The organism is Sphingobacterium prati (assembly GCF_013167215.1).
In the GTDB taxonomy this organism is placed as follows: Bacteria; Bacteroidota; Bacteroidia; order Sphingobacteriales; family Sphingobacteriaceae; genus Sphingobacterium; species Sphingobacterium prati.
This window is the reverse complement of sequence record NZ_JABJWY010000018.1, coordinates 112,617-135,196: the sequence shown is the minus strand read 5'-3', so window position 1 is coordinate 135,196 and position 22,580 is coordinate 112,617. Positions and strand designations below refer to the sequence as shown.

21 protein-coding genes are annotated in these 22,580 nt (G+C 35.8%); all 21 read right to left on the bottom strand.

Features of this window, described 5'->3' with window-relative positions; all coding sequences use genetic code 11:
- Window positions 1–1,733: phospho-sugar mutase (locus HPC41_RS05725; protein WP_172392581.1), on the bottom strand; the 1,733-nt coding region annotated here is incomplete at its 3' end.
- Window positions 1,734–1,764: 31 nt separating this feature from the next.
- A complete protein-coding gene (locus HPC41_RS05720; protein WP_172393089.1) occupies window positions 1,765–2,670 on the bottom strand; it encodes an NAD-dependent epimerase/dehydratase family protein in 906 nt (301 codons plus the stop codon).
- Window positions 2,670–4,223, bottom strand: coding sequence for a right-handed parallel beta-helix repeat-containing protein (locus tag HPC41_RS05715; RefSeq protein WP_172393088.1), 1,554 nt, complete (start codon window positions 4,221–4,223; stop codon window positions 2,670–2,672). Before HPC41_RS05715 ends, HPC41_RS05720 begins: the two co-directional genes overlap by 1 nt.
- Window positions 4,150–5,307 carry a glycosyltransferase gene (locus HPC41_RS05710; RefSeq protein ID WP_172393087.1) on the bottom strand — a complete coding sequence of 386 codons (1,158 nt, stop codon included), beginning with the start codon at window positions 5,305–5,307 and terminating at the stop codon, window positions 4,150–4,152. Before HPC41_RS05710 ends, HPC41_RS05715 begins: the two co-directional genes overlap by 74 nt.
- Before the next feature lie 5 nt (window positions 5,308–5,312).
- Complete coding sequence (locus HPC41_RS05705; protein ID WP_172393086.1) at window positions 5,313–6,650, bottom strand: polysaccharide pyruvyl transferase family protein; 1,338 nt, start codon at window positions 6,648–6,650, stop codon at window positions 5,313–5,315.
- A gap of 33 nt (window positions 6,651–6,683) precedes the next feature.
- A complete protein-coding gene (locus HPC41_RS05700) occupies window positions 6,684–7,859 on the bottom strand; it encodes a glycosyltransferase family 4 protein (RefSeq protein WP_172393085.1) in 1,176 nt (391 codons plus the stop codon).
- 3 nt (window positions 7,860–7,862) lie between these two features.
- The gene (locus tag HPC41_RS05695) at window positions 7,863–9,083 is read right to left on the bottom strand and encodes a hypothetical protein (protein ID WP_172393084.1); all 1,221 of its coding nucleotides are present in this window, start codon (window positions 9,081–9,083) and stop codon (window positions 7,863–7,865) included.
- On the bottom strand, window positions 9,062–10,129 hold the full coding sequence (locus HPC41_RS05690; RefSeq protein WP_172393083.1) for a glycosyltransferase: 1,068 nt from the start codon (window positions 10,127–10,129) through the stop codon (window positions 9,062–9,064). The genes HPC41_RS05695 and HPC41_RS05690 overlap by 22 nt, the downstream gene beginning before the upstream one ends.
- Complete coding sequence (locus HPC41_RS05685) at window positions 10,110–11,294, bottom strand: MATE family efflux transporter (protein ID WP_172393082.1); 1,185 nt, start codon at window positions 11,292–11,294, stop codon at window positions 10,110–10,112. The genes HPC41_RS05690 and HPC41_RS05685 overlap by 20 nt, the downstream gene beginning before the upstream one ends.
- Complete coding sequence (locus tag HPC41_RS05680) at window positions 11,272–12,381, bottom strand: polysaccharide pyruvyl transferase family protein (protein ID WP_172393081.1); 1,110 nt, start codon at window positions 12,379–12,381, stop codon at window positions 11,272–11,274. Before HPC41_RS05680 ends, HPC41_RS05685 begins: the two co-directional genes overlap by 23 nt.
- A 15-nt stretch (window positions 12,382–12,396) precedes the next feature.
- Entirely contained in the window at window positions 12,397–13,434 is a 1,038-nt protein-coding gene (locus tag HPC41_RS05675; protein ID WP_172393080.1) for an NAD-dependent epimerase, read from the bottom strand.
- A gap of 2 nt (window positions 13,435–13,436) precedes the next feature.
- Window positions 13,437–14,432, bottom strand: coding sequence for a mannose-1-phosphate guanylyltransferase (locus HPC41_RS05670; RefSeq protein ID WP_172393079.1), 996 nt, complete (start codon window positions 14,430–14,432; stop codon window positions 13,437–13,439).
- Between the two features lie 43 nt (window positions 14,433–14,475).
- Entirely contained in the window at window positions 14,476–15,858 is a 1,383-nt protein-coding gene (locus HPC41_RS05665) for a nucleotide sugar dehydrogenase (RefSeq protein WP_172393078.1), read from the bottom strand.
- Window positions 15,859–15,907: 49 nt separating this feature from the next.
- On the bottom strand, window positions 15,908–16,438 hold the full coding sequence (locus HPC41_RS05660) for a helix-turn-helix domain-containing protein (protein WP_172393077.1): 531 nt from the start codon (window positions 16,436–16,438) through the stop codon (window positions 15,908–15,910).
- 202 nt (window positions 16,439–16,640) lie between these two features.
- The gene (locus tag HPC41_RS05655) at window positions 16,641–17,117 is read right to left on the bottom strand and encodes a hypothetical protein (protein WP_172393076.1); all 477 of its coding nucleotides are present in this window, start codon (window positions 17,115–17,117) and stop codon (window positions 16,641–16,643) included.
- 485 nt (window positions 17,118–17,602) lie between these two features.
- Entirely contained in the window at window positions 17,603–18,025 is a 423-nt protein-coding gene (locus HPC41_RS05650) for an adenylyltransferase/cytidyltransferase family protein (RefSeq protein WP_108635291.1), read from the bottom strand.
- 13 nt (window positions 18,026–18,038) lie between these two features.
- Entirely contained in the window at window positions 18,039–18,518 is a 480-nt protein-coding gene (locus HPC41_RS05645) for an adenylyltransferase/cytidyltransferase family protein (protein ID WP_246250421.1), read from the bottom strand.
- A 108-nt stretch (window positions 18,519–18,626) separates the two neighbouring features.
- Window positions 18,627–19,148: a 3'-5' exonuclease gene (locus HPC41_RS05640; RefSeq protein ID WP_172393075.1), complete on the bottom strand. Its 522-nt coding sequence runs from the start codon at window positions 19,146–19,148 to the stop codon at window positions 18,627–18,629.
- Window positions 19,149–19,282: 134 nt separating this feature from the next.
- Window positions 19,283–20,047, bottom strand: coding sequence for a glycosyltransferase family 2 protein (locus tag HPC41_RS05635; RefSeq protein WP_172393074.1), 765 nt, complete (start codon window positions 20,045–20,047; stop codon window positions 19,283–19,285).
- Window positions 20,048–20,061: 14 nt separating this feature from the next.
- On the bottom strand, window positions 20,062–21,534 hold the full coding sequence (locus tag HPC41_RS05630; protein WP_172393073.1) for a right-handed parallel beta-helix repeat-containing protein: 1,473 nt from the start codon (window positions 21,532–21,534) through the stop codon (window positions 20,062–20,064).
- Window positions 21,501–22,580: a glycosyltransferase gene (locus HPC41_RS05625; RefSeq protein WP_172393072.1), complete on the bottom strand. Its 1,080-nt coding sequence runs from the start codon at window positions 22,578–22,580 to the stop codon at window positions 21,501–21,503. Before HPC41_RS05625 ends, HPC41_RS05630 begins: the two co-directional genes overlap by 34 nt.

Below are 22,580 nucleotides of genomic sequence, written 5' to 3'. Positions count from 1 at the left end.
CCAACAATATCTTTCATCATACGGTCTACTTTTTCTGCTAATAGGTGTTGAAGACTTGGATAGTCTTCTTTTGCCTGGAGTATTCCTTTAACGGAGCAATAAAACTTGATTTTGGGTTCCGTACCGGATGGTCTCGCCGAAATCACGTCTCCATCTGCGGTAATGAATTGCAATACGTCCGACTTTGGAAGAGCAATCTCGTTTGTATTACCTGTTTTCATGTCAGTCGTTTGGGAAAGTTGGTAGTCTCGAATTTCTTTAACTTCGATTCCCCCAAGTGTCGTGGGTAGATTTTGGCGCAGTCCAGCCATCATGGCCTGTATTTCCTCGGCTCCGGCTTTTCCTTTTTTCGTTAAGGAAATCAATTTTTCCTGATAGCAGCCAAATTCTTGATAAATATCCAATAATACGTCATAGACCGTCTTACCTTTTGACTTAAAATATGCAGTCATTTCTGCCAGGAAAGCACAGGAATTAGGCGCATCCTTATCTCTGACCAGGTCACCGACCAGGTAGCCGTAGCTTTCCTCTCCGCCGGCAAGATAGTGTGCTGAATCACCTAATTTTGTGATCAGCTCGCCGATATATTTAAAGCCTGTGAGGGTTTCGTAGTGCGCTACATGGTAATGATCGGCAATATCTGCCTGAAGGTTGCTGGTTACAATCGTTTTAACGATGTATGGGTGGTGCCCCAACTGTTTTAGATCACTCTTTGCACTTAAGACATAGTAAATTAGTAAACTGCCGATCTGATTACCATTGAGTAACTGAAATTGTCCCTGGCTGTTTTTAACAGCTATTCCGACACGGTCTGCATCTGGATCGGTTGCTAAAACCAAATCTGCGTCAATCTCTTCACCTTTTTTCTTTGCTAAGGCCATCGCGTCCTCCTCCTCCGGATTCGGATAGATTACCGTTGGAAAATTTCCATCCGGTGTGGCCTGCTCGGTGACTACTGTAACGTTTTCAAAACCCCATGATGCCAGCATTTTTGGTACGATTGTAATTCCAGTGCCGTGGATCGGAGAATAGACTATTTTTAAATCCTTTTGTGCCCGAACAGCTTCAGGATGTATACTCAATGCTTTATTGGCATCAATATAAATCTGGTCAATCTCTTCACTGACAGGAATAATATTTTGGCTATTTCCTTCAAACTGGATATCTTTTACAGAGGTGATTGCATTGACCTCATCGATGACATTTTTATCATGGGGCGCAGTCAATTGCGAGCCATCATTCCAATAAGCTTTATAACCATTGTATTCCTTGGGATTGTGCGAAGCCGTTAACATGACACCGCTCTGGCATCCAAAATGACGGATGGCAAAAGACAGCATTGGTGTAGGACGCAATTCATTGAAGAGATAGACCCTGATACCATTGGCAGCAAATACCTGGGCCACAAGCTGACCAAAAGATTGGGAGTTGTTACGGCTATCGTAAGCTACGGCTACCTTGATCTCCTGATCAGGAAACTGCTTTTTGAGATAGTTCGATAAGCCCTGTGTCGCTTTTCCAATCGTATATTTATTCATGCGATTGGAACCTACACCCATAATCCCTCTTAAGCCGCCCGTGCCAAACTCAAGATCCCTGTAGAATGAATCGATCAGCTCCGTCTCAGCCTGATCATCTATTAACTTCTGAACTGCACCTCTTGTTTCCTCATCATAATTTGAGGTCAACCATTCGTCGATTTTCTTTTGTATGTCTTTGTCTAAATTTCCCATTTTTATCGACAGTGAGTTAAATGGTATACAATTATTTGAATGAAAGGATTGTCTTGATCAAACCCTCTTTGGTACTTGTTGGTAGAGATTGAATCCCGAGCGCTGTTTTTATCTTGCAATTAGATACAACATAGGATTCTGTTAATTTTTTCAAACGTTCTGAATTTAGTGGAAGAGGAAGTATATCTCCTATTTTCACTGTTTTCTTTACTAGCGAAGAGGGTATACACCATAATTTGGGTTTCTTTCCCAATGTTTGAGCGATTAACGTAACCAGATCATTCGTAGACAAGGCCTCGTCATCGGCAAAATTGTAAACTCCTGAGGGTATATCCTGATTTTCTATCATCTCTTTGATGAGAAAAGAAAGATTATCAATACTCAAAAACGACCTTTCATTGTGAAACGACGCTAAAGGCCATGGAATTCCTTTTTCGACAACTTTATATAAAAGATTTAGATTTCCTTTATTCCCTGGGCCGTGAATCATGCACGGGCGAATAATAAATAAGCGTTTTCCTTCGGGTAATGGCTGACTTAATAGATACTGCTCAGCTTCTAATTTAGACTTACCATATGGCGTAAATGGCTTTCCTTCCACATCTTCCTGTAAGATACCCTCTACTGTATCCGCCACAGCTTTAACTGAAGAAAAATAAAAAAAATCTTTAATATTTGACTCTAGAAAATTATTGTAAAGATCAATAGTCAGGTCCCGATTTACCTTATAATATTCATCGTCATTAGATGTATTACTTGTATCATGAGCTTTTCCAGCTAAATGTATAATAATATTAAATTTTTCATCAATATAATGTTTCCACTCAATATTTCTTAATGATACACATTTGACTCGATAGTTCTGAGATTCCAAATTTATTATTAAATTTCTCCCTACAAAACCACTTCCTCCTGTTACAATTACATCTTGTCTCATTATCTAACTTGTATATTTTTTGCTGTTATAGATGATTTCACATCCAATTTAACTGGTAATTCTTTGTGGCCTTTCGACTGAAAATTATTGATAGTAATGCCTTTTGCGATTGCATTCCCTTTTTCCAAAACTGATATACCTCTCAGTATATTTGAGTTTTTATCCTGTACTGTGGATTTGCAGTTTTCAAATACTGAATTCCCTATACTTCTTCTAGGTTGACGGTCTGATTCAAAAATATAAAAACTTGAAGCGTAAGATCCTTTCTGAGATTTATCGCGACTTTGATTGCTGTTTATTGCTTCACAATTTCTATATATTTTTTTTATACCGTCTGAAGAACAAGAGGCCTCCAAAAATCCAGAATATTTTGATCTATATGCCTTACAATTATCAAATGAAATTGTACCTCTACTCCCATCTAAAAAATAAACACTAGCAAATCCAACGTAATTATCATAAGCCTGACAATTTTCAACATTAATGGAAACGGCTTTACTTCTAGAATCAAATGACGATATTGCAAACATAAACCCCCTTCCTGCGTTTTCCTGTGATTTACAATTCTTAATTACTATATTCTCTAGAATGTCGCTATATTTATTTGGCTCGATATCTAACCCTGATTGAGGAGAGGTTCCCGAAGTATTTTTGAAAACACAGTGGTCAATCAATAAATTTTTAGCCGATATAACACTCACCCCCTGACGTCTATTATTATCTGCAACGCTATTTGTAATAGTGATATCCTCACAGAGTTTTTTATTTGATTTGTAAGCACCAATGTAAAAGCCATCGCCTCCACTATTGTTCGCTCGGGCTTTGTTAATAAGAACCTTCGATGATCCGTTGATCATAAAAATGTGATTGTGTTCTCCGCTATATGCCGATTTATTCATTCTAAAAAGAGCATTATTGGCTTGAATATTAATATTATTAGCATTTTCAATCCTAAATAGCACTTCAAAATTTGCATGATCCTGTTTTAGATCATCTGTTGCTTGAACAATTACATTAGAATCAAAAACCAATTTCGTATTACTTGGAATCCGAAGCTGTCTTGTAAGATAATACTTCCCTTGTTGTTTGGGAATAAAAAGCACCTTTCCAACTGATGCGTTGAGAGCTTTTTGAAATCCAATTGTTTCGTTATTACCATTACCAACTACTCCGAAATCGCGCAGATTTAAGGTATCACTATTTAGCTTAGAGCTTTTATTATCTGCGATAGTTATAGCTGATTTTTCTATCTCACTATTCTTGTTCGGGCTAGAGTCAGTTTCGACTCCAATGGACGAGTCCTTCAAAAGTTTTCCATCTGAAGGTGAACCTGATATTTCCTTAGAATCCATTATACTTAAACTATCTTCTATCCTCTCATTAGAGGAATCTATATTAGAGAAACGAAGATAATAAATGCCTGAAATCACTAATAATAATCCGATTGCCACTATCCATCCAATTCTTTTCATCTCAATATTATTTTTCGATAGAACTGTATTGTTCATATCTACTCTTCTCACAAATAACATACCTATTTCTGTCATAGTCATTTCGATCTTGTTGAATATTTGATTTAAATTGGTTTATGTAGTCCTTATTAATTATTAATTGTTCCATCTTTTCATAAACCCCAGACCAATTGTCATCGGTAACATCCACAACATATCCGTTGTAATCATTTTGCACAATCTCATTACAACCTCTTGAATCAGCGGTAATTACAGGAACCCCCATCGCTAATGCCTCAATAACACATACGGGCATCCCCTCTTTCACACTTGGAAAAACAAACACATCGGTGATAGAAAGATAGGAAGCTACATCTTTAGTAAATCCGATGTGAATAATTCCTTCACAATTATTCATCAGTATAGTTTCGTTCTCGGTAAGTCCTGTTGGATGTATTGGATCATTCCCACCAATAAGGAGTAATTTCACTTTGGAATTTTTAGAATAGAGTTTAAGAAATGAACGTATCACCTTATCATATCCCTTAAAATTTACAAAGCGTCCTGTATAAGCGAATACAAAATCATTTACACCAATATCCAGTTCTTCTCTTAATGATGCTTTCCAAGTTTCCGAAAAGTTGTCCGGATTAAAAACAGAAAGATCACAGCCTAACCCTAGCGTTTCGTATTTCTCAACATTTTTATATCCAAGAGCTTTTACAGCTTTATAATCTACCTCATTTAATACATAAATTTTATCCAAACGACCAAAGCAAAATTTTTCAACAGCTCCAAAAACTTGCTTTTTTAGTCCTGATAATACAGGAAATCCTAATCCATGAAATGTACCTAGTGTTCTATATTTTACCCGGCCAGCAAATAAAGTCGTAAATATCCCTGTTGTAAAATGGATATGTACTATATTAGGTACTATACTATCTAAAATTTTTTGTATTTTCTTTGAAGAACGGTAATGTGCAAAAGGATTAAACCCTCTTGGAAAATCAACATAGAAAAACTTTATACCTGCTGCCAAGTAATCAAATTTATCTTGAATGTTGATGACTCTCGTTTCAGAAGTTATGACAGATACCTCATGTCCATCTTCTTTTAAACGAATCGCCAAATCACTTAGGAAATTATTAAAACTGCCGTAATCCGTTATTATCAATACTATTTTCATGGTATTTATTTTACAGCTTTTTTTATCATTTCAATCGTTTCCTTCCGCTGTTCTTCTAAATATGGAAGCTTAGCAGCTAACTTTCCTTTGATTTCTGAATAATTTGCGATTGCTTTATCGAAAAGAGTTCTTAGCCGATCTGTAGTTACATCATCAATCTTAACCACGTACTCCCCAAGATCAAACTCTTCCATAATGCCCACACCTTTATTCCCGCCGTATGCTATGGAAATAGAAGGAACCTCCGAAGTCATTGAAAAAATTAAAGAGTGAAAACGCGTACCAACAAAGAAATACATATTCGCATAAACTGCCTTTAAAATATCGCAAGTAGGGTCTTCATTGACCCAAGTAAACAAATTTGTTTGCTTGTTATTACATATGTGAATTAAGCGCTCAATTGCATTACGATCATCTTCATGAGCATTCGGGCCAATAGATTGGTTAAAAAGTGCAACCTTATATCCTTGGTCATTTAAATAAACAATAAGTTCCTTTAATGAATTCAAATAACGATCGAATAGCTGTTCAGGATTTTCACTTCCTGGAAAGCGCCATGGGCGAACTGTCATTCCAACAATTTTGTCATCCTTAGAAAATCCATACTTTTTCAATATCTCGAAACCGACCTCTTTAGACTGCATTTGAAGATAGAAACCCAAATCAGGAACTACTGGAATGTCTTTCCCAAGAAGTTTCCCCAAAGCTAGAGAAGAAACATTCTCCCGAGCGAAAATAAGATCACTTTGACCTAATCCCTTTTTTAATTGACTCTCAACGGTGAGTCCATCAAAAGGACCATATGAATTTGGTAACAAGACCAATTCCTTACCCAACTGTTTCGCTAAATTCATGTAATACAAAAAATACCACATGACATAGGGAGCAGTCTTTTCTCCGTGAGCATGAAGAAATCCCCCACCTTTTACAAATACCGTATCTACCTCTCGAAAAGCTTTTATTGTTTCGATTTCTCTTGCATTAAAGGATTTCCTAATCTTATCATCATCGTGAATAATCTTTTTAAGACGCGTTAAGTGAAGATAATCGCTCATTGCGTTTTTCACCTGAAATAATAAATATCCTATGCCCTCTTTTTGCAATTGATCTTTATGATGCTTTCCTCTTCTAGGATGTTTAAGAAGATTTTGAATTACATGCATTCCTCTATTAATGGTTTGTCCACACAATGCATCATATTCCTCGGGAGTATCACCTAAAGAAATTACTTTTATATCGTCATATAATCCTGTATCTTGAATAATACGGTAGCTTTCCCAAACTAACGCTTGGTCACCCTTGTTCATATCTGTGATACCGTTTACAATAATCGCTTTTTTCATTTTTTAATATTGAATTTCTTTATAACGTATGAATTAGAAAGTAGACTTAACTTTACGGAAGAACCTCTCTCTTCTTGCCTCCAAAACCTCAAAGAGGTATTCTTTTGATCTTTCGAAATTGTCCAGAGCCATCTGTTTTTTAAGGGGCAAATCTTTTACCACTTTGATAATATCATTGGTGAGCTTCTTATCATCTCCGGGAGCATGTAAAAACTCTGCGGCTAATAATTCTGGAGTTCCCGCCACACTAGAAGCTAAAACCGGACATGCCCGGCTCATAGCTTCAATTACCACTCTAGGCAGCCCCTCCTGTTTAGATGGATGAATATATATATCCAAATTATCTATAAAATCAAAGATTTCCTTTCCAGCCTTCAACTTGCCTCGTATTGTAACATGTTTTGTCACTTGATATCGCTCAATAAGGCTTTTCAAATAACTGGGATCTCCTCCCCCAACAAACTGTATTTTTACACTATTCTTAATATTATCAGGAAGATTAGATATTGCTTTTAGTAATACATCGTATCCCTTATATCGGACAGCTATATTTCCAATTATTCCCACATTAATAGCATTAGTTTTGAAGTTATCAATTCTTAACAATCGATTGGGCAAAGCTTGCTCTTGAATATCTTTGATGATAACATTTGAAGCATTTTCAATGATAGAGGCTCTTGTTGGATAACGTTTCTGCAAAAACTCTTTTGTGACATAAATTGAGGCTGAAGCATGTTTAACTGCCTTCTTCATCTTAAAATAACTGTATGGCGCTAATAACTTGGGGGCTAATCCACCATAATTCCAATTTGCATCCCAAGAACAACCAACCACTTCCGCCACATATTTTATCCCATTTTTGATACAATACTCTGCAGCGAAAACAGAGATAGTTGCCGGAAACCGCATGATAATTATTTCATGTTTTTTTATCTCTTCGATAAGTCTAGTTTCGATTTGTCTGCGTTTTCTAAAGTAATCAGCTCCACCAGCAACGTTATCAAAAAGCTTAAACGTAACATTTTCCTTTTCGGCAGGATGATATCTGGAAATATCAGATTCCAATTTACATCTACCAATAACTGTAATACTATCAAAATGCTTGAGATAACGCTCCCACAAAATCGAATTCAGATTTCCCGATGTATATATCGTCCCATTTTTCTCATCTTTTATAAAAGGATGATCATGTATAAAAAGTGCTTTCATTGGTTAAATCAAAAGTTGGAATATTCCGTAAATAATCGCCAAAGGAAATATCAATTTCTTATTTCTTTCAGAAGAATAAACAAATAATATGTATATCAGAGGGAGAACAATCATTTTATGCCTCGCTTGCATACTAATTGTAGATAATAATAATATCGAAAGTATCACAAAAAAAGAAAGCCTTTTGAATACCGGATTGTTTTTCCAATTATGAACAAAATTCACCAAAAAGCCCGGAATTAGGATCGTCATCACTACTGCCTCAAAAAACGTAAATAATTTTCTCATAACAAAAGTTCCCTCATAAACAAATCCCCATTTCAAAAAGGGACTAGTAAGAAAAAACAAGAAACTAAGTATAATATTTAATGGGAATGGCATAGTCATTATCCGATATAAAATTGATTCTTCACCAAATTGGCCTAAAAATCCCGAAACATAATCTTGACGAACTAATCCTTCCGTTAAATCCACACCTTTATTTACTTTCAGGATATAAAAAGCAAGGGGCAAAATAGCAATTGAAGCTGCTCCCATCCGAAAATAAAAATTTGGTTTATCAAAATTTCTTTCGATTACATAAAATAATATTGGAAAAATCACGAACGTAGGTCTAAACACGGCAACTAAAAACGCACTAAATAAAATAATTGCAATCTTTCTTTTCTTTATAACATTGTAGATGAAAAACATAAAAAATTGAGTGGACCATCCGTCTCTAATTAATATAAGCCCGTTCATTAATATCATCGGGCTTAAAAAGAATATTAAATAAATAATTACATTATTCTTTGCGTCTGGAAAAAAATCTGCGTAAATCTTTTTACCTAGAATTGGTATACACGCAATGCCGACACAATTAAAAACTAAAATAGGTAGAGGTGTTCTCACAGTAAACGGATATATAAAATCCATAAATCGACTATAGTTATGATACTCAAACAGATCATCACAAGTCATCGGTAATGAAAATTTAACGTCAACTATTTGAGCGAAGAAACTACAATCATCCGTTCCAATATGCAGCCCCCCTGTAAATCCCTTATACTCTGGAACTATGGTAATATTTATCCAATAATAGCAGATGGAAAGGAGAGTATAAATTAGGAAGGATATAAATGGGCCTCTATATATTCTTCCCAAAAATATCTTTTGGATTATCGTCAGAACAATAACCCCATAGCATCCTGAAAGAATGATTTCTAAGAGAAGATTAACGTCCATTTCTTTGAAATTATATCCAACATTTCGCTATAAAACGTGCCCCCTGTATAATCTTCTTTATTATCAATCAAATATAATATTCTTGACTTAATCTCATCAATAGAATAGGGATTAGTAAAAACAACTTTTCCGTTATATAAGATATTAGGAGATGAAAGTGAAGTAGAAAGCACTGGCTTACCATATTTGAAACAATCCAATGGTGGGTAACCAAATCCCTCATTTAAGGATGGATATGCTAAGAAAAAACAATTTTGCATTAGTTTTTCTAAATAAGGTCTGTCGACATAATCTAAATAAATTATGCTATCATTATCAAAATCTCCAGAAAAAACAGGCTTTCCAATGACGATTAAATCTATGTTGGATAACTCTCCTTGTTCCTTCAACTGCTGAAAAGCAGATAAAAAACGATAGGAGTTCTTAACCCACCGATCTCCATTTAAAATCAATATATAGTCCCTAGTCGTAGGAATAGCCTCATTAGAAATTTCATCATGCTCGCTTAAAAAAGGGGGAAGAACTTCTATTTCGGTTGTTAAAGTACAAGCACTTTTCATCATATATTTAGAATGCTCACTCGGGGTAAGAATTACTTTTTCCCCCTTAGCGCTTTCTACGGATTCTAAAACATTTTGACCTGTTTTACTATAATGCTTCTTAAAAAATATTCCTTTTATTTTAGTCTTGAGATTCTCTGGAAATTTAAAATACAAATGAGAAGTACTATCATATGGCATTTCTAACATCCTTAGTCCGTGAATATAAAAGTATTTCTTTTTGTATTCAAAGAAATTATTATCCCCACCTTGATAGAGTGGATTAAAATAGAAAATTTCATTAAATTCATTTTCAATATTTGCTTTTTTCAAGTCTAAATCTTTAATAGAGTATTCTTGAAAAAAATCAGTAGTATTATTAATAATGAAAAACTTCTTACCATTTTTTATTAAGAACTCTACCGCTCTCAAAGCAAAATCGCCACCACCATGCACCTTGAACTTTGTAAAAGAAATCGATACAAAATCAATTATGAAACATTTCATATATATTATATTTTTTAAATGTTATTTTATAAACAATTATTAACAAAGAGATTAAAACGCCTATATAAATTGAGAACCAGTAAAGACCATTTGGGACTTGTATTATATATTTTGCAAGAAATAGATTTAGTAATAAAATAAAACAAATACTTACAGTTCTTACTAAATAATACTTCGTGTAATCAAGAATCACACTATAAGACATACTCATTGATCTGACGTAACCCAATGGAAGAAGTAATAAAAACAAATATATGACTATATTGTATTTAGGATATAAAAGCATTATCGCGACCGTAATAATTAGACATAAAACACATGATGCGCTCCAAAGACGAAGAGTCTTTTTTTGTATATCAGCCATCTTTATCTCACCCTTGAAAAATTTACCAATGATACTACTTGTATAGGAATTTGGCAACATTAGAGAAACTTCCATAATTCGCTGAGCCAAGACAAAATTGCTAATCTCATAATTGGTGCCGAATTGATTAATAATAACAATATTTATCTGGGAAAATGCCATGACTGCCAACGTATTAATCAAAAACGGCATACCATTATAAAGTAGATTAGGTGAAAAGATAAATTTAACATTTCCTTTATTAATCATAAAACATATAACAATAATAATAATATTTGCTATGATCAATACACCAAATGCATATATAAGACTAAACTTAAATATGATTAAAATAGATATAATTACAGAGCAGGCTAAGTTTATAAATACCTGGAATTTATATAACTCCTTATTTTTATTAATGTATTCATAATATTTGACAAAAGTATTTATCCAGCCTAAAGTTACTCCATAAATTATACAAAGTATTAAAAAAGTTGGATCATAAAACTTTATAAATTGAAATTTATAAATAATAAAATACGAAGTGATTGCAAATATTATAGATAATGTATTCAAGGGCAATGTTCCTTTATCAATCATCTGCCGTACATTATATCTCGCCCCCCCCCAATCGAAAATTGCCCCCAAAATCCCACCTAAAGAAAGGAAATAGGTATATTGAACAAGATCCTCATTTCCTCTAAAGGTCATAAAAAACAGGAGTATACCAAATTTAAGCCCTAAATCTGATGTTTTGGCTAAGGCGGTAAAACCAAAATTACCTGATAGTAACTTCTTAAATTTCGATATCTTCAACATTTTGAATAATTTGCTTTTTCTGAGATTCGGATAATGTAAAACCCACTTGAGACGAGCCTTCAAGACTTAATCCTGATAGGTTATCTAATTCCTTAACATACTTCTCTCCTTGTAATTGTTCAAAAAGTGATTTTACTTTGTCATTATAGTTAAGGGCAATAACAGGTACTCCGAATGCTAATGCTGGAATCAAACTGTGCATTCTCATCCCTACAAAAAAATCCATTTCTTTATATTTTTCTTCCAGTTGTAAATCCTCATACAATCGAAGATGAATACTTTGAGATTTTAATTTTTCATCGAATAAAATATGATCCCTTACAAAATTTTCATCCATTTTTGTAGTATGAAACCAAAATACGTGTTCGAAACCTTGCGAAACAGTAATGAGATAATTTTTAATGTCATTACTATCAATCTCTTTCCCAACCTGCTTGCCTAGATATTCACAAATATTGAGCCCTATATTTGTTCTTCCATGTTGATTAGATATTGGTAAATTCTCATTTTTCTTTAATAAATTATAAAAGGCCACATCGTAAGAACGAGATACTTTTATATGCCGAAATGAGTCTTTGACATTAATATAGGATTCATAATCCCTGGTTATTACTTGATCAAAGGAATTGAATAATTTTTTTGCAATTACTCTTTTAGCCCCGCTGTAGCGTTTTATATCTTCATTCACACCAACAAATAGCCCCATTAATTTCACATTACGCCTCCGTATAAACAAGAGTAATAAAACTACCGAAAAAATAAAATTCCGCCTTGGATTAAGTAAATCTCTAAGAAAAATAGTCCCTGCAGTGAATGCCATATAATCGATATTTTTCAACGATTTTATGACCTGTTTATTAAAAAAACGGTAGCCATAAGTCCTTCTCATATTGATATCAATATAATTTAGTTTCAAGGGTCCATCATAAACCTTTAATAACTTTTCTGTATCTTTTGGACTAGCTGAGGGAATATAAACTTCGGTGAAAGACTTAGTTTCAAGGTAAGACAAAAGTGATGTTAAAACAATTGAATCACCATAGTTCCCTCCTGAGAAAGATCCCATTAGCATTATTGATTTTTTCATTAAATAATCTTTAATCTAAGAATGTGTTTTAAACCAAGTATACCAATCAACAAATTTTTTGACCCCTGCATCGACGGCGGTTTTACTTTCATACCCTAACGCTCTTAAATGTACTGTATCAGCCCATGTTCTTGGCACATCGCCGGGCTGCATCGGCAGCATCTCTTTTTGAGCCTCTTTGCCCAGATTTGCCTCTAATGTTTCAATAAACTGCATTAACGAAATTGGTGAACCGTTGCCAATATTGAAAACCTGATAGAGCGGTTGTTTATTATCTGTTTTAGGAGGATTATTCAATGTAATAATAATACCCTGGACAATGTCCTCGATAAAAGTAAAATCTCTGCTCATGTCACCATTATTAAAAACCTTAATAGCACGATCCTCATCAATAGCAGAAGCAAATAAAATTGGAGCCATATCAGGCCTGCCCCAGGGCCCATATACCGTAAAAAAACGAAGTCCAGAAGTAGGAATCTGATAGAGGTGGCTGTACGTGTGTGCCATCAATTCGTTCGTCTTTTTTGTGGCGGCATATAAGCTTACTGGATAATCTACACGATCATCTTCAGAAAAAGGAACTTTTCCATTTTCTCCATAAACAGACGAGCTTGAAGCATAAACCAAATGAGCAATCTTATTATGCCTACAACATTCCAATAGATTTACAAAACCAACAACATTACTATCGACGTAGGCCATCGGATTTTCTAAACTATAACGTACACCAGCCTGTGCGGCCAGATTAATCACAGCATCAAAAGATTCATTTTCGAAAAGTACAGGTAACTGTTCGCGGTCTTCCAAATTCATGCGAATAAACTTAAAATTTGGAAACTTAGATGATGGTGCTGAAAAGTGAAACCGCTCGGCAGACAAACGATCAATTCCAAGTTCATTCAAACGCGCAAACTTTAGATTAATATCATAGTAATCATTTATATTATCGATTCCAACGACGTCAATTCCTCGCTCCGCCAAAGATTTACACACATGGAAGCCGATAAAACCAGCTGCGCCGGTAACTAATATTTTTCTATATTGGAAACTCATTTCTAGTCTAATAATTTTGATTGATGTTTTTCTAACATATTATAGATCTTTTTCACATCTTGTGATTTCTCTTTTTGGATAATCATAAATGCATCTTTAGTATATACGAATATAGCCCTTTTCAACCCAACGAACCCAGTGAAAATATCGGTTCCTATAACAATATTACCTTGGTCATCTTTCGGATATCCGCTCTTGATCAAATAATCATAAAGAGCTTCAAATGAGCCCAAATCAGACCATTCGAAGTTAGTAGGAACCACCCTAATCTTTTTTGAGCGTTCCATAACTGCATAATCTACGGATATGGAAGGGATATTTAGAGAGAGCTGCTCATCCAAAAAACCATCTTTAGAGGCTTTCCACACAGCCAATGACTTTTCGAATACCTGAGGCTCATATTGCCTTAATTCCTCCAAAAAAACCGCAGCTTGAAAACAAAACATACCTGAGTTCCAAAGAAAATTTCCTTTCTCAATAAAATCTTCCGCAGTGTCCTGATTCGGTTTCTCACGGAAGGACTTAACTTCATCGCCATCAAATTCGATATAACCATAACCAGTTTCTGGTCGAGTCGGACGGATACCAAAAGTAACAATATTACCCTCTTTTGCCTTTTTCACGCCATCTTCCATTGCTTTTTTATATTCCGCCTCTCCAGATATCATATGATCCGAGGGAGTAACAATAAGAATATCATCAGGATTAACACTGAATGCAGCAAAAGCGATTGCAGCTGCAGTATTGCGAGGTGTTGCCTCCACGATATTTTTATAGGGGAGACCACAAGAGACCATTGCTTTGTGACTGAGATGAGTATTATCTTTATTTCCCACGACTATTACCTTTTCAGCTACTTGTTGATTGCGTTGCACGGTCATCTCAAATAACGACCGTCCATCAAACAATCCTAAATATTGTTTCGGGCTATGTTTGCGGGATAATGGCCATAAACGGCTTCCGACCCCTCCTGATAAAAGTACATGTACGATATTCATTATTGCAATTATCTAATTTTATAATAACTATTAGCTAAAATGACTATTCACCAATAGCGTAATAATCAAACCCTATGGATGTTAATTGATCACGCTTCAGTAATTTGCGCCCATCAAAAACAAAGGCTGGTTTTTTCATCTCTTCTCTAATCTTGGCCCAATCGTATGTTCTAAATTCATCCCATTCGGTCAGTATTGCAACAGCATGTGCACCTTGAAGTGCTTCGTAGGGATCGTTAACTACAGTTACCAAACGCCGGTTATCTTCTGAAGAGCGCGTCCCTAAATAATCCAGATCTTTATAAATCTGTTCAGCAGGTACTTTTGGATCATAAACGACTATATGAGCTTCTTCTTCCAAAAGATGATCTGCAACATAAATCGCTGCAGACTCACGGGTATCATTGGTATCTTTCTTAAATGCCCAGCCTAGGAATGCGATGTTTTTACCATTGACTGTATTATACATGGTTTGTATAATATTCTCTGCAAAACGCGCTTTTTGATGATCATTTAATATAATGACCTGTTCCCAGTAATCTGCTACAGCCGTCAAACCATAAGAGCGTGCAATATAGACAAGATTTAAAATATCCTTTTGAAAGCAAGAGCCTCCAAATCCAACCGAAGCTTTTAAAAATTTAGAACCGATTCGGCTATCGTAGCCAATAGCTCTTGAAACTTCATCGACATTCGCGCCGGTAACTTCGCATAGCTCCGAAATGGCATTGATCGACGAAACACGCTGGGCCAAAAATGCGTTAGCCACTAATTTGGAAAGCTCAGAAGACCATAAATTAGTAGTCAGGATACGCTCGCGTGGAACCCAAGCTTCGTACACCTGTACCAAAGCTTCAATAGCAGCGGAATCTTCCCCACCAATTAATACACGATCCGGGTTATGTAAATCGACTATAGCAGTACCCTCCGCTAAAAACTCAGGATTGGATAGAATATGAAAATTGACGCCATTACCCGTATTATCCAAAATACTCTTTAGAGCAGCGGCGGTACGTACTGGTAAGGTAGACTTCTCGACAACAATCTTATCAGACTTGGCTACAGCTGCAATCTGGCGTGCACATAACTCGATATATTTGAGATCAGCTGCCTGACCTTTACCCTTACCATAGGTTTTGGTCGGTGTGTTTACTGAAATAAAAATCATATCGGCCTCGTCAATCGCTTTCTCCACATCAGTAGAAAAGAACAGATTGCGACCGCGCGCATCTGCTACCACTGCATCCAGTCCCGGCTCGTAAACAGGTAAATTCTCTAGATCAGCATCGTTCCAAGCATCAATACGTGCCTGATTTAAATCGACTACTGTGACAATAACATTTGGATTTTTTTGTGCAATGACCGACATTGTAGGACCACCTACATAACCTGCACCGATACAGGTTATTTTTTTGATTTCTTTCATTTTATCCTATTCCAGTTAGTTTTTATAATATTTCTTTGATATTGTTTTTCTAAGATTGAAGCGCCGTATTGTCCTTTTTCCTGTATAATACAATCATCCCCTGTACCACATCAGATATTTCTTTGTGTACGGACACCTTCTTACCAAGTATTGTGCCAGCTTTGATAGAAGCTTGCTCCAAATAATCTAAATTAAGTTCTTTTCCTTTTACCAGCACTTCAATATGGCCTGAATCTACACCTTGCGCATAGTCACCCAATAGTGCCACAAGCTCTACATCACCAGCACGTTCCAGAACCTGATCCACAAACGCCTCAATCCCCAAAAAATTGTGAATCAATCCCTGCAGTGAAGAAAAAAGTGAATGTTTAATATTTGCCCGGTAATAGATCTTGTGTTCATTATCCTCCCGTATTAAATAGCCGGCATCGGTCAATTGATTAAGTTCCTTGCGGATAGCATTTGTCGACTCTTTGAACTCATCCGCAAGCCCGCGCAAATAACCACGGTTGCTTGCTGAAACAAAAAATTTGATCAGTAGCTTAAGTCTGGTTTTAGATGTAATCAATGAATCCAGCATTGGCCTAGCATTAGATTGAGTAACAAAAGTACTCAATCTAAACGATTCATGCAAATCAACAAATTGTTATTTTAATTTTAAATACTTCCATATTCGTCGACTCGAAGAAAAATCCACGTGGAACACACCTTGTAACTAACACAAAATCAGGTCGTATACATTTAGCCCGATAGATGAAAAAAGCTGCTATGATTGGTTCAGTCTAAATCTCAACTTTTTGATAGAGATTAGAAATTGATACTACAGTCGTAAAGGGCTCTTGTCGGCCCTGCTCAAAATTAAGAACACCAGAAATACTAACACGTTCTCCGGTTAAATTTTCAACCAGAACTCTCTTCTTAATTACTTTAAAACGCACGGATACATCAGCTCTTGAAACCTCTTTCTGTCCAAATGGAATAACCAGAATCTGCTCAAGGTTGACATTCAGAGCAGCGTGTAAAGGCCTGACTTTTCTGATCACAATATTTTTAAGCTGGTCATCATTCCTTTCGGCCTTAAATACGAAAACACCACTTTTTGAGGTCCTATCGCCACTATATTGCCCCGGACGCTCCTGAAACATATAGTTGACGGTCATATCGACCGCGCGATTAAAACATTGTTGCTTTTGTTTTCTACGGATAAAATTAAAAAGAAACATCAATAATAGAACTGATATGGCTATGGCAGTTATCATAAAAATAAAGATTAAAAAAATAATATGTTAGCATCAACTATCTGTTGATCTTTGATGCTATTCAAATATCGCCCATTCGAATCGTTATTGAAACAAATAAACCAGGGACAAAAGAGGGACAATACATAACCTTCTTAATATCAATAACATAAACAATATTATTATATTGTTAAGCACATATTTGCGATTAGCCATTAATAAAAAAGAAAGATTTATATTAAGAGGAGAGCGGGAAAAAAGAGCATGATTTCGAAATCACGCTCTTTAGTATTTTTAGTCAAAAAATCAGTATTGATAACACTGCATTTATTAAATATTTATTTGAAATCTAAGCCCGTTTTATGGAAGCACCAAAATTGTATCTTTATTTGCATCAGCAATGTACAATACTTAAAAAGGCGACATTTCGGATGAATACAAGAATATGGCGCCCAGTTTTGTTTTATCCCTCTCAAAAAAGATTCGGAAGATACCACCGTTGATTGCTATTTTTTCTCTGCTTCTTTGTCTGCGACAACCTTACGCAAACCCGTACTCGAAAAACGATGTGTACGTTTATTATAATAGATCTCGATATTTTCTTCCACACAATATAAACGGCCAGAAAAATCCTTATCTCGGTATTCTTCGCCAATAATGCGCATATTGATCGGTAATGCTTTAATCATGTCAATCAAATCCTGCTCTGTCTCGTAAGGTATAATTTCGTCAACATAACGACAACCTTCCAATTGTATATATCGCTCCACAATAGTTTGTGTTGGTTTAGCCTTTTCCGGAGACACCTCTGATGGATCTGTATTAAGGCCCACGATTAAATAATCACAGTGGCGTTTTGCTTCTTCTAACATCATAATATGTCCGGCGTGCAACAAATCAAATACACCGAAAGTAATTCCTATCTTCATTTAGTTATATGCTTTAAATTGTTGATGAAAGATCTGATTTTAAAATGGCTTCTTCTTCTAAATTGGCGTTGGCCACTATCTTGCGTAGACCAGAGCTCGAAAAACGGTGATCACGGCTATTAAAATAAAGTTCAATCCCTTTTTCCTCACAATATGCTCTACCGGTAAAGTTTTTCTCCCGATACTCGTCACCAACGATGCGTACATCAATATTAAAAGACCTAAGCACATCCTCCAGATCTTGCTCCGTAGCGTAAGGTACAATCTGATCTACGTATTTACAACCTTTAAGCTGGATGTAACGCTCGACAACTGTCTGTGCGGGCTTGTTTTTCTCCGGCCTGTCTAATGTCGGGTCAGTCTGCAAACCACAGATCAAAAAGTCGCATTGGCGTTTAGCATCTTCAAGCATTTTGATATGCCCTGCGTGCAAGAGGTCAAACGCACTGAATGTAATCCCAATACGCATGCCTTTGGCTGGAATAGTAATCATAGTCAAATTGAATATTAAAAATTTATAATAAAAAGGCAGTACACCTATACCAAAGTTAAAAATTAAAATATGATGCTACCTACGTTACAAGAAGATTTAACGAAAAAATCATGCCAAAGAAGGGACATCGGCATGCCTAAGGTATAAATTGGCACAGGCACGTGCGTCGGAAAGTGCTTCGTGGTGATTAAGCTCAATTCCCAAGACTTCGCAACAGGCATTCAATCGGGCGGGCTTAAAACCCTTTCCCTGATAGATCTTAAAAGTGCATTCCCATTTTTCCATTAGACCAAGGCTATCATAAGAGAGATTATAATAATTCATGGTTTTGCGCAAAACTCCGCGGTCAAACAATTCATTATGCGCGACCATAACCCGGTTATTGATCAAGGGAAAAATACGGGGAAACAATTCTCTAAACGTAGGTGCTGCGGCGGTATCCCTTGGTCTGATACCATGCACACGTGTTGTCTGCCACATATATTGATTTTGAGGAGGTTGAATAAGGGAATAAAATTCATCTACAATAATTCCTTGCTCAACTACCACCAGACCTATGGCACATGCCGAATTCTGGTTGGCAGTAGCTGTCTCGAAATCTATTGCTGTAAAACTTAATCCTGATTGCATATTTACTCCTACTAAAAGTCAAGGTAAAAATAATAATTTTAATTTAATAGTCTACCTACTATTCCTCCCAGTTTTACAGAAAATCTGTTCTGATATGATTTTTCGCCCGTTGGCTTTTTTGGAAACCATATTATCTATTTAATAAATTTCATGAAGGATCTTGCTAAAGTATGCGTTAAATAATAAAGTGATGATGAGAATGACAAACCCTCATTTTTTCTAAAAATTCTCCATACCCATTGCACGGCTTTCCACTTATTTGATGAAATAGACCCTTGTCTGACTCTATACAACATCTGTATAGTACCTGTATTTCTGGCTTGTCCCTGCGTTAACCTTAAAGCTTTCAACCAAAGTGCATAATCCTCATGACCTTGTTTCTCAAAACAAAGTTCCTTTATCTTTCGCAAATCAACAAGAGCGGTTGAGCATGCGATAACATTGCCTTTTAAAAGCTCCTTATATTCAACCTGACTTGGAGCTCGAATAATCCTATCGCCCGAATTCCCCTCTTCATCAATTTTTTCATAATCAGCATAAACAATGACAGTGCTTTCATTCTGCATTAATAAGACTATTTGTTCTGCTAATTTTGATGGGAGCCAAATGTCGTCACTATCTAAAAAAGCAATAAATGTCCCCTTTGCCAAAGAAATCCCCAAATTTCTTGGCTCTGCAGGAGATCCTGAAGGAGCATCCGTTTTTAGAACTTTAATCCGATGATCCTTACTACTATAATCCATAGCTATAGAATAGCTGTTATCGGAAGAATGGTCGTCAATGATCAACAGTTCCCAATCTTCAAAACTCTGATTCAATACCGACTCTATACTATATCTAATGAATTTCTCAGCGTTATAAGCAGGCATTATAACCGAAACAGTATTATCCTTGTCCATTTATAAATCTTAATTTATTTAATTTTATACCCTGTGAAACTGTTAGAGTCATAAATAGATTTCTTTAAGAGATCATTATCTGAAATATTCACGCCCACCGAATAAGAAGTGTTCACCTGCTGAAAATTATTGCTCTTTACCTCCAGTCCAGTACTACCCTGAATCTGTAGACCAAATGTCATCCGCCCTACTATCCGGTTGGCTTCATAGCCGTTAGCTTGGGCTCCATAATCTAAAATCCCATACGAATTTTCTTTGCCCTGATAATGAATCTCCAAACTATTGTCCCTATATACATTAGACCGTGAATAATAAGACATAACACCGACTCTTACTTTAGAAATAACATTTCCGCTAAAAAGGTTGTTAAAAGAGGCATAATAAGTTCCGATACCTTCTGCCCCCCCATTTATGCGATTATTTATAATTTGATTATTGAAAGATAAGGCGTGAGAAAATATGCCTCCAAAATCCCGCTCTCGGTTTCCAATATTTTCCAAATTATTGTAACTAATCAGATTATTATATGCTCCCATCAATAAGATAACTGCACAATCTCCGCCTTTGTCCGAATTAGTTCGCCGAAAAATCACCTTATTTCTTGAAACAGCGTTTTCCGAAGAGAAGTTTTCAATACAGACAGCATACCCTCTTTCAGCATCAATTTTATTCCCTTCAATTAAACATTTATTGGCATAGTGAGAAAGTAAAATCCCTCCCAACCCCTTTATTGTAACTTGACTAATTTTAACTTGAAATGGCTGCTCTAAAAGTATTGCGTACCCATCTGTTTTTCTTACTATTGATAGCTTTTTAATTGTGACATTTGAAACCCCCGATCTCAAGGCGATTTTACTCCCCTCTGGTAAATCAAAAGGAAGGTTCGTCTCTAAAAAAAGAGTGTTGCCCTTAATGCTTTTAATTTTAAAACTCCCGCCTTTTGCGAAATAATCTCCTCGTGCTCCATTCCATCTTGCTGATTGCGTCTTGTCTTCCAAAATTGTCCAGCTATCTAACTTATTGTTAAAAACGACAATATGGTCACCAACCTTAAACGAAGCTGCATCAAGAACTACAATACTCCCCCTACCCCGAGGTACAGAAGATATAAGATTTGTATGCTGCTCATTTGGCACCACTTCATTATTATAGTTATTTGTATAATAAAAGTTTGCACTTCCGTTTTTATAACCTCGAATTCCCCCTTTGTTAAATATCAGTTTAGAAGTTTCCCCCTGACCGATCAATGAACTACTGCTTGACATGAAAAGATCCTGAGTGAAATAATAAGTACCCGCCGGCACATAACAATTACATCCTTTATCAGTCGCCGCGCGTAAACACTTCTGAAAAGCCTCGGTATTATCCTCTGATCGCTCTGATGCTCCAAAGCTTTTTACATTCAACTCAGAGGCGCAACTGTTAAAACCATAGAGGGATAACAATAAACCTACTAGTGAGACAATTTTTTTAATAATACTTCCCATTTTTTTATAACTTTTATCGTAGAAAACTGTGCGATTGATCCTCGAATTTTGTTTGAATCTGAATTTACTAAACCGTCAAATATCTCCACAAGTTTATATGCTGCCTCATGCTCGCGATCCTGCTCAACCAAAAATCCGTTTAAGCCATCTCGTAAGATATTTTTAGGGCCATATCCAACATCGTAAGAAATACAGTATATCCCTTTACTCATTGCTTCTAATAAAACCATTCCAAAACCTTCAATTTCGGAAGTCAACAGCAGACATCTTACATTGTCTAACATCACATTAGGGTCTGACTCTCCTTCGATAACCGAGACAAACTGCTGTATATCAAATGCTCTAATAAGATCTAAAATATCCTGCTTCAGATCTCCATAGCCATATATTCGCATTCTAACGCCTCTCTTATAAAGACAACTCTTATAAAAGATACGGAGTGCTCCCAAAGGATTTTTCTCCTTTGAAAACCGACCAATAAACACTACATCGTTGCCGATAAGACTTTTAGATGTATCCTCGTCTATGAAATTCGGTATATATTCTGCAACTATGCCCTGATTTTCATAATAAAGTGTATCCTCTGGTGTCAACCCTATCATACAATCCAATCTTCGCTTTAAAAGATTAATGACAAAAGTGAGTCCGCCTTTACTGTATGTAGTCGCCGTATGGTCGCAGCCGATTATCTTGAATCGTTTGTCAAACAAACTAAAGAGAATACTAATAGGTGGCGAGGTTGTAATAAAGATGGTATTACGATTCTGTGTTCTCATAAAATTCAACACCCCTGCGTAGGACTTAGAAAAGAAAAGTATTTTCATAATACTACGCAATTGTCTGGTATCATAATATTTTTGGTCAAGGCAATGCAATTCTACTTCGTCACATAGCTTATAAGCAGGGGTGATCACTTGGCCAAGACTTAAAATACTGACTTTCCACCCTCTCTTAGCCAGCGCATTAGCCTGCATACTTGTTATCTTTAAAACCCCGCCAATTTGACTCTCATCAAATGTATGTACAACAAAAACAATATTAACCAT

Coding starts and splice junctions, on each gene's coding strand:
- HPC41_RS05720 (WP_172393089.1), bottom strand. CDS start 2,670: ATGAGACAAGATGTAATTGTAACAGGAGGAAGTGGTTTTGTAGGGAGA.
- HPC41_RS05715 (WP_172393088.1), bottom strand. CDS start 4,223: ATGACTATGACAGAAATAGGTATGTTATTTGTGAGAAGAGTAGATATG.
- HPC41_RS05710 (WP_172393087.1), bottom strand. CDS start 5,307: ATGAAAATAGTATTGATAATAACGGATTACGGCAGTTTTAATAATTTC.
- HPC41_RS05705 (WP_172393086.1), bottom strand. CDS start 6,650: ATGAAAAAAGCGATTATTGTAAACGGTATCACAGATATGAACAAGGGT.
- HPC41_RS05700 (WP_172393085.1), bottom strand. CDS start 7,859: ATGAAAGCACTTTTTATACATGATCATCCTTTTATAAAAGATGAGAAA.
- HPC41_RS05695 (WP_172393084.1), bottom strand. CDS start 9,083: ATGGACGTTAATCTTCTCTTAGAAATCATTCTTTCAGGATGCTATGGG.
- HPC41_RS05690 (WP_172393083.1), bottom strand. CDS start 10,129: ATGAAATGTTTCATAATTGATTTTGTATCGATTTCTTTTACAAAGTTC.
- HPC41_RS05685 (WP_172393082.1), bottom strand. CDS start 11,294: ATGTTGAAGATATCGAAATTTAAGAAGTTACTATCAGGTAATTTTGGT.
- HPC41_RS05680 (WP_172393081.1), bottom strand. CDS start 12,381: ATGAAAAAATCAATAATGCTAATGGGATCTTTCTCAGGAGGGAACTAT.
- HPC41_RS05675 (WP_172393080.1), bottom strand. CDS start 13,434: ATGAGTTTCCAATATAGAAAAATATTAGTTACCGGCGCAGCTGGTTTT.
- HPC41_RS05670 (WP_172393079.1), bottom strand. CDS start 14,432: ATGAATATCGTACATGTACTTTTATCAGGAGGGGTCGGAAGCCGTTTA.
- HPC41_RS05665 (WP_172393078.1), bottom strand. CDS start 15,858: ATGAAAGAAATCAAAAAAATAACCTGTATCGGTGCAGGTTATGTAGGT.
- HPC41_RS05660 (WP_172393077.1), bottom strand. CDS start 16,438: ATGCTGGATTCATTGATTACATCTAAAACCAGACTTAAGCTACTGATC.
- HPC41_RS05655 (WP_172393076.1), bottom strand. CDS start 17,117: ATGATAACTGCCATAGCCATATCAGTTCTATTATTGATGTTTCTTTTT.
- HPC41_RS05650 (WP_108635291.1), bottom strand. CDS start 18,025: ATGAAGATAGGAATTACTTTCGGTGTATTTGATTTGTTGCACGCCGGA.
- HPC41_RS05645 (WP_246250421.1), bottom strand. CDS start 18,518: ATGATTACTATTCCAGCCAAAGGCATGCGTATTGGGATTACATTCAGT.
- HPC41_RS05640 (WP_172393075.1), bottom strand. CDS start 19,148: ATGCAATCAGGATTAAGTTTTACAGCAATAGATTTCGAGACAGCTACT.
- HPC41_RS05635 (WP_172393074.1), bottom strand. CDS start 20,047: ATGGACAAGGATAATACTGTTTCGGTTATAATGCCTGCTTATAACGCT.
- HPC41_RS05630 (WP_172393073.1), bottom strand. CDS start 21,534: ATGGGAAGTATTATTAAAAAAATTGTCTCACTAGTAGGTTTATTGTTA.
- HPC41_RS05625 (WP_172393072.1), bottom strand. CDS start 22,580: ATGGTTAATATTGTTTTTGTTGTACATACATTTGATGAGAGTCAAATT.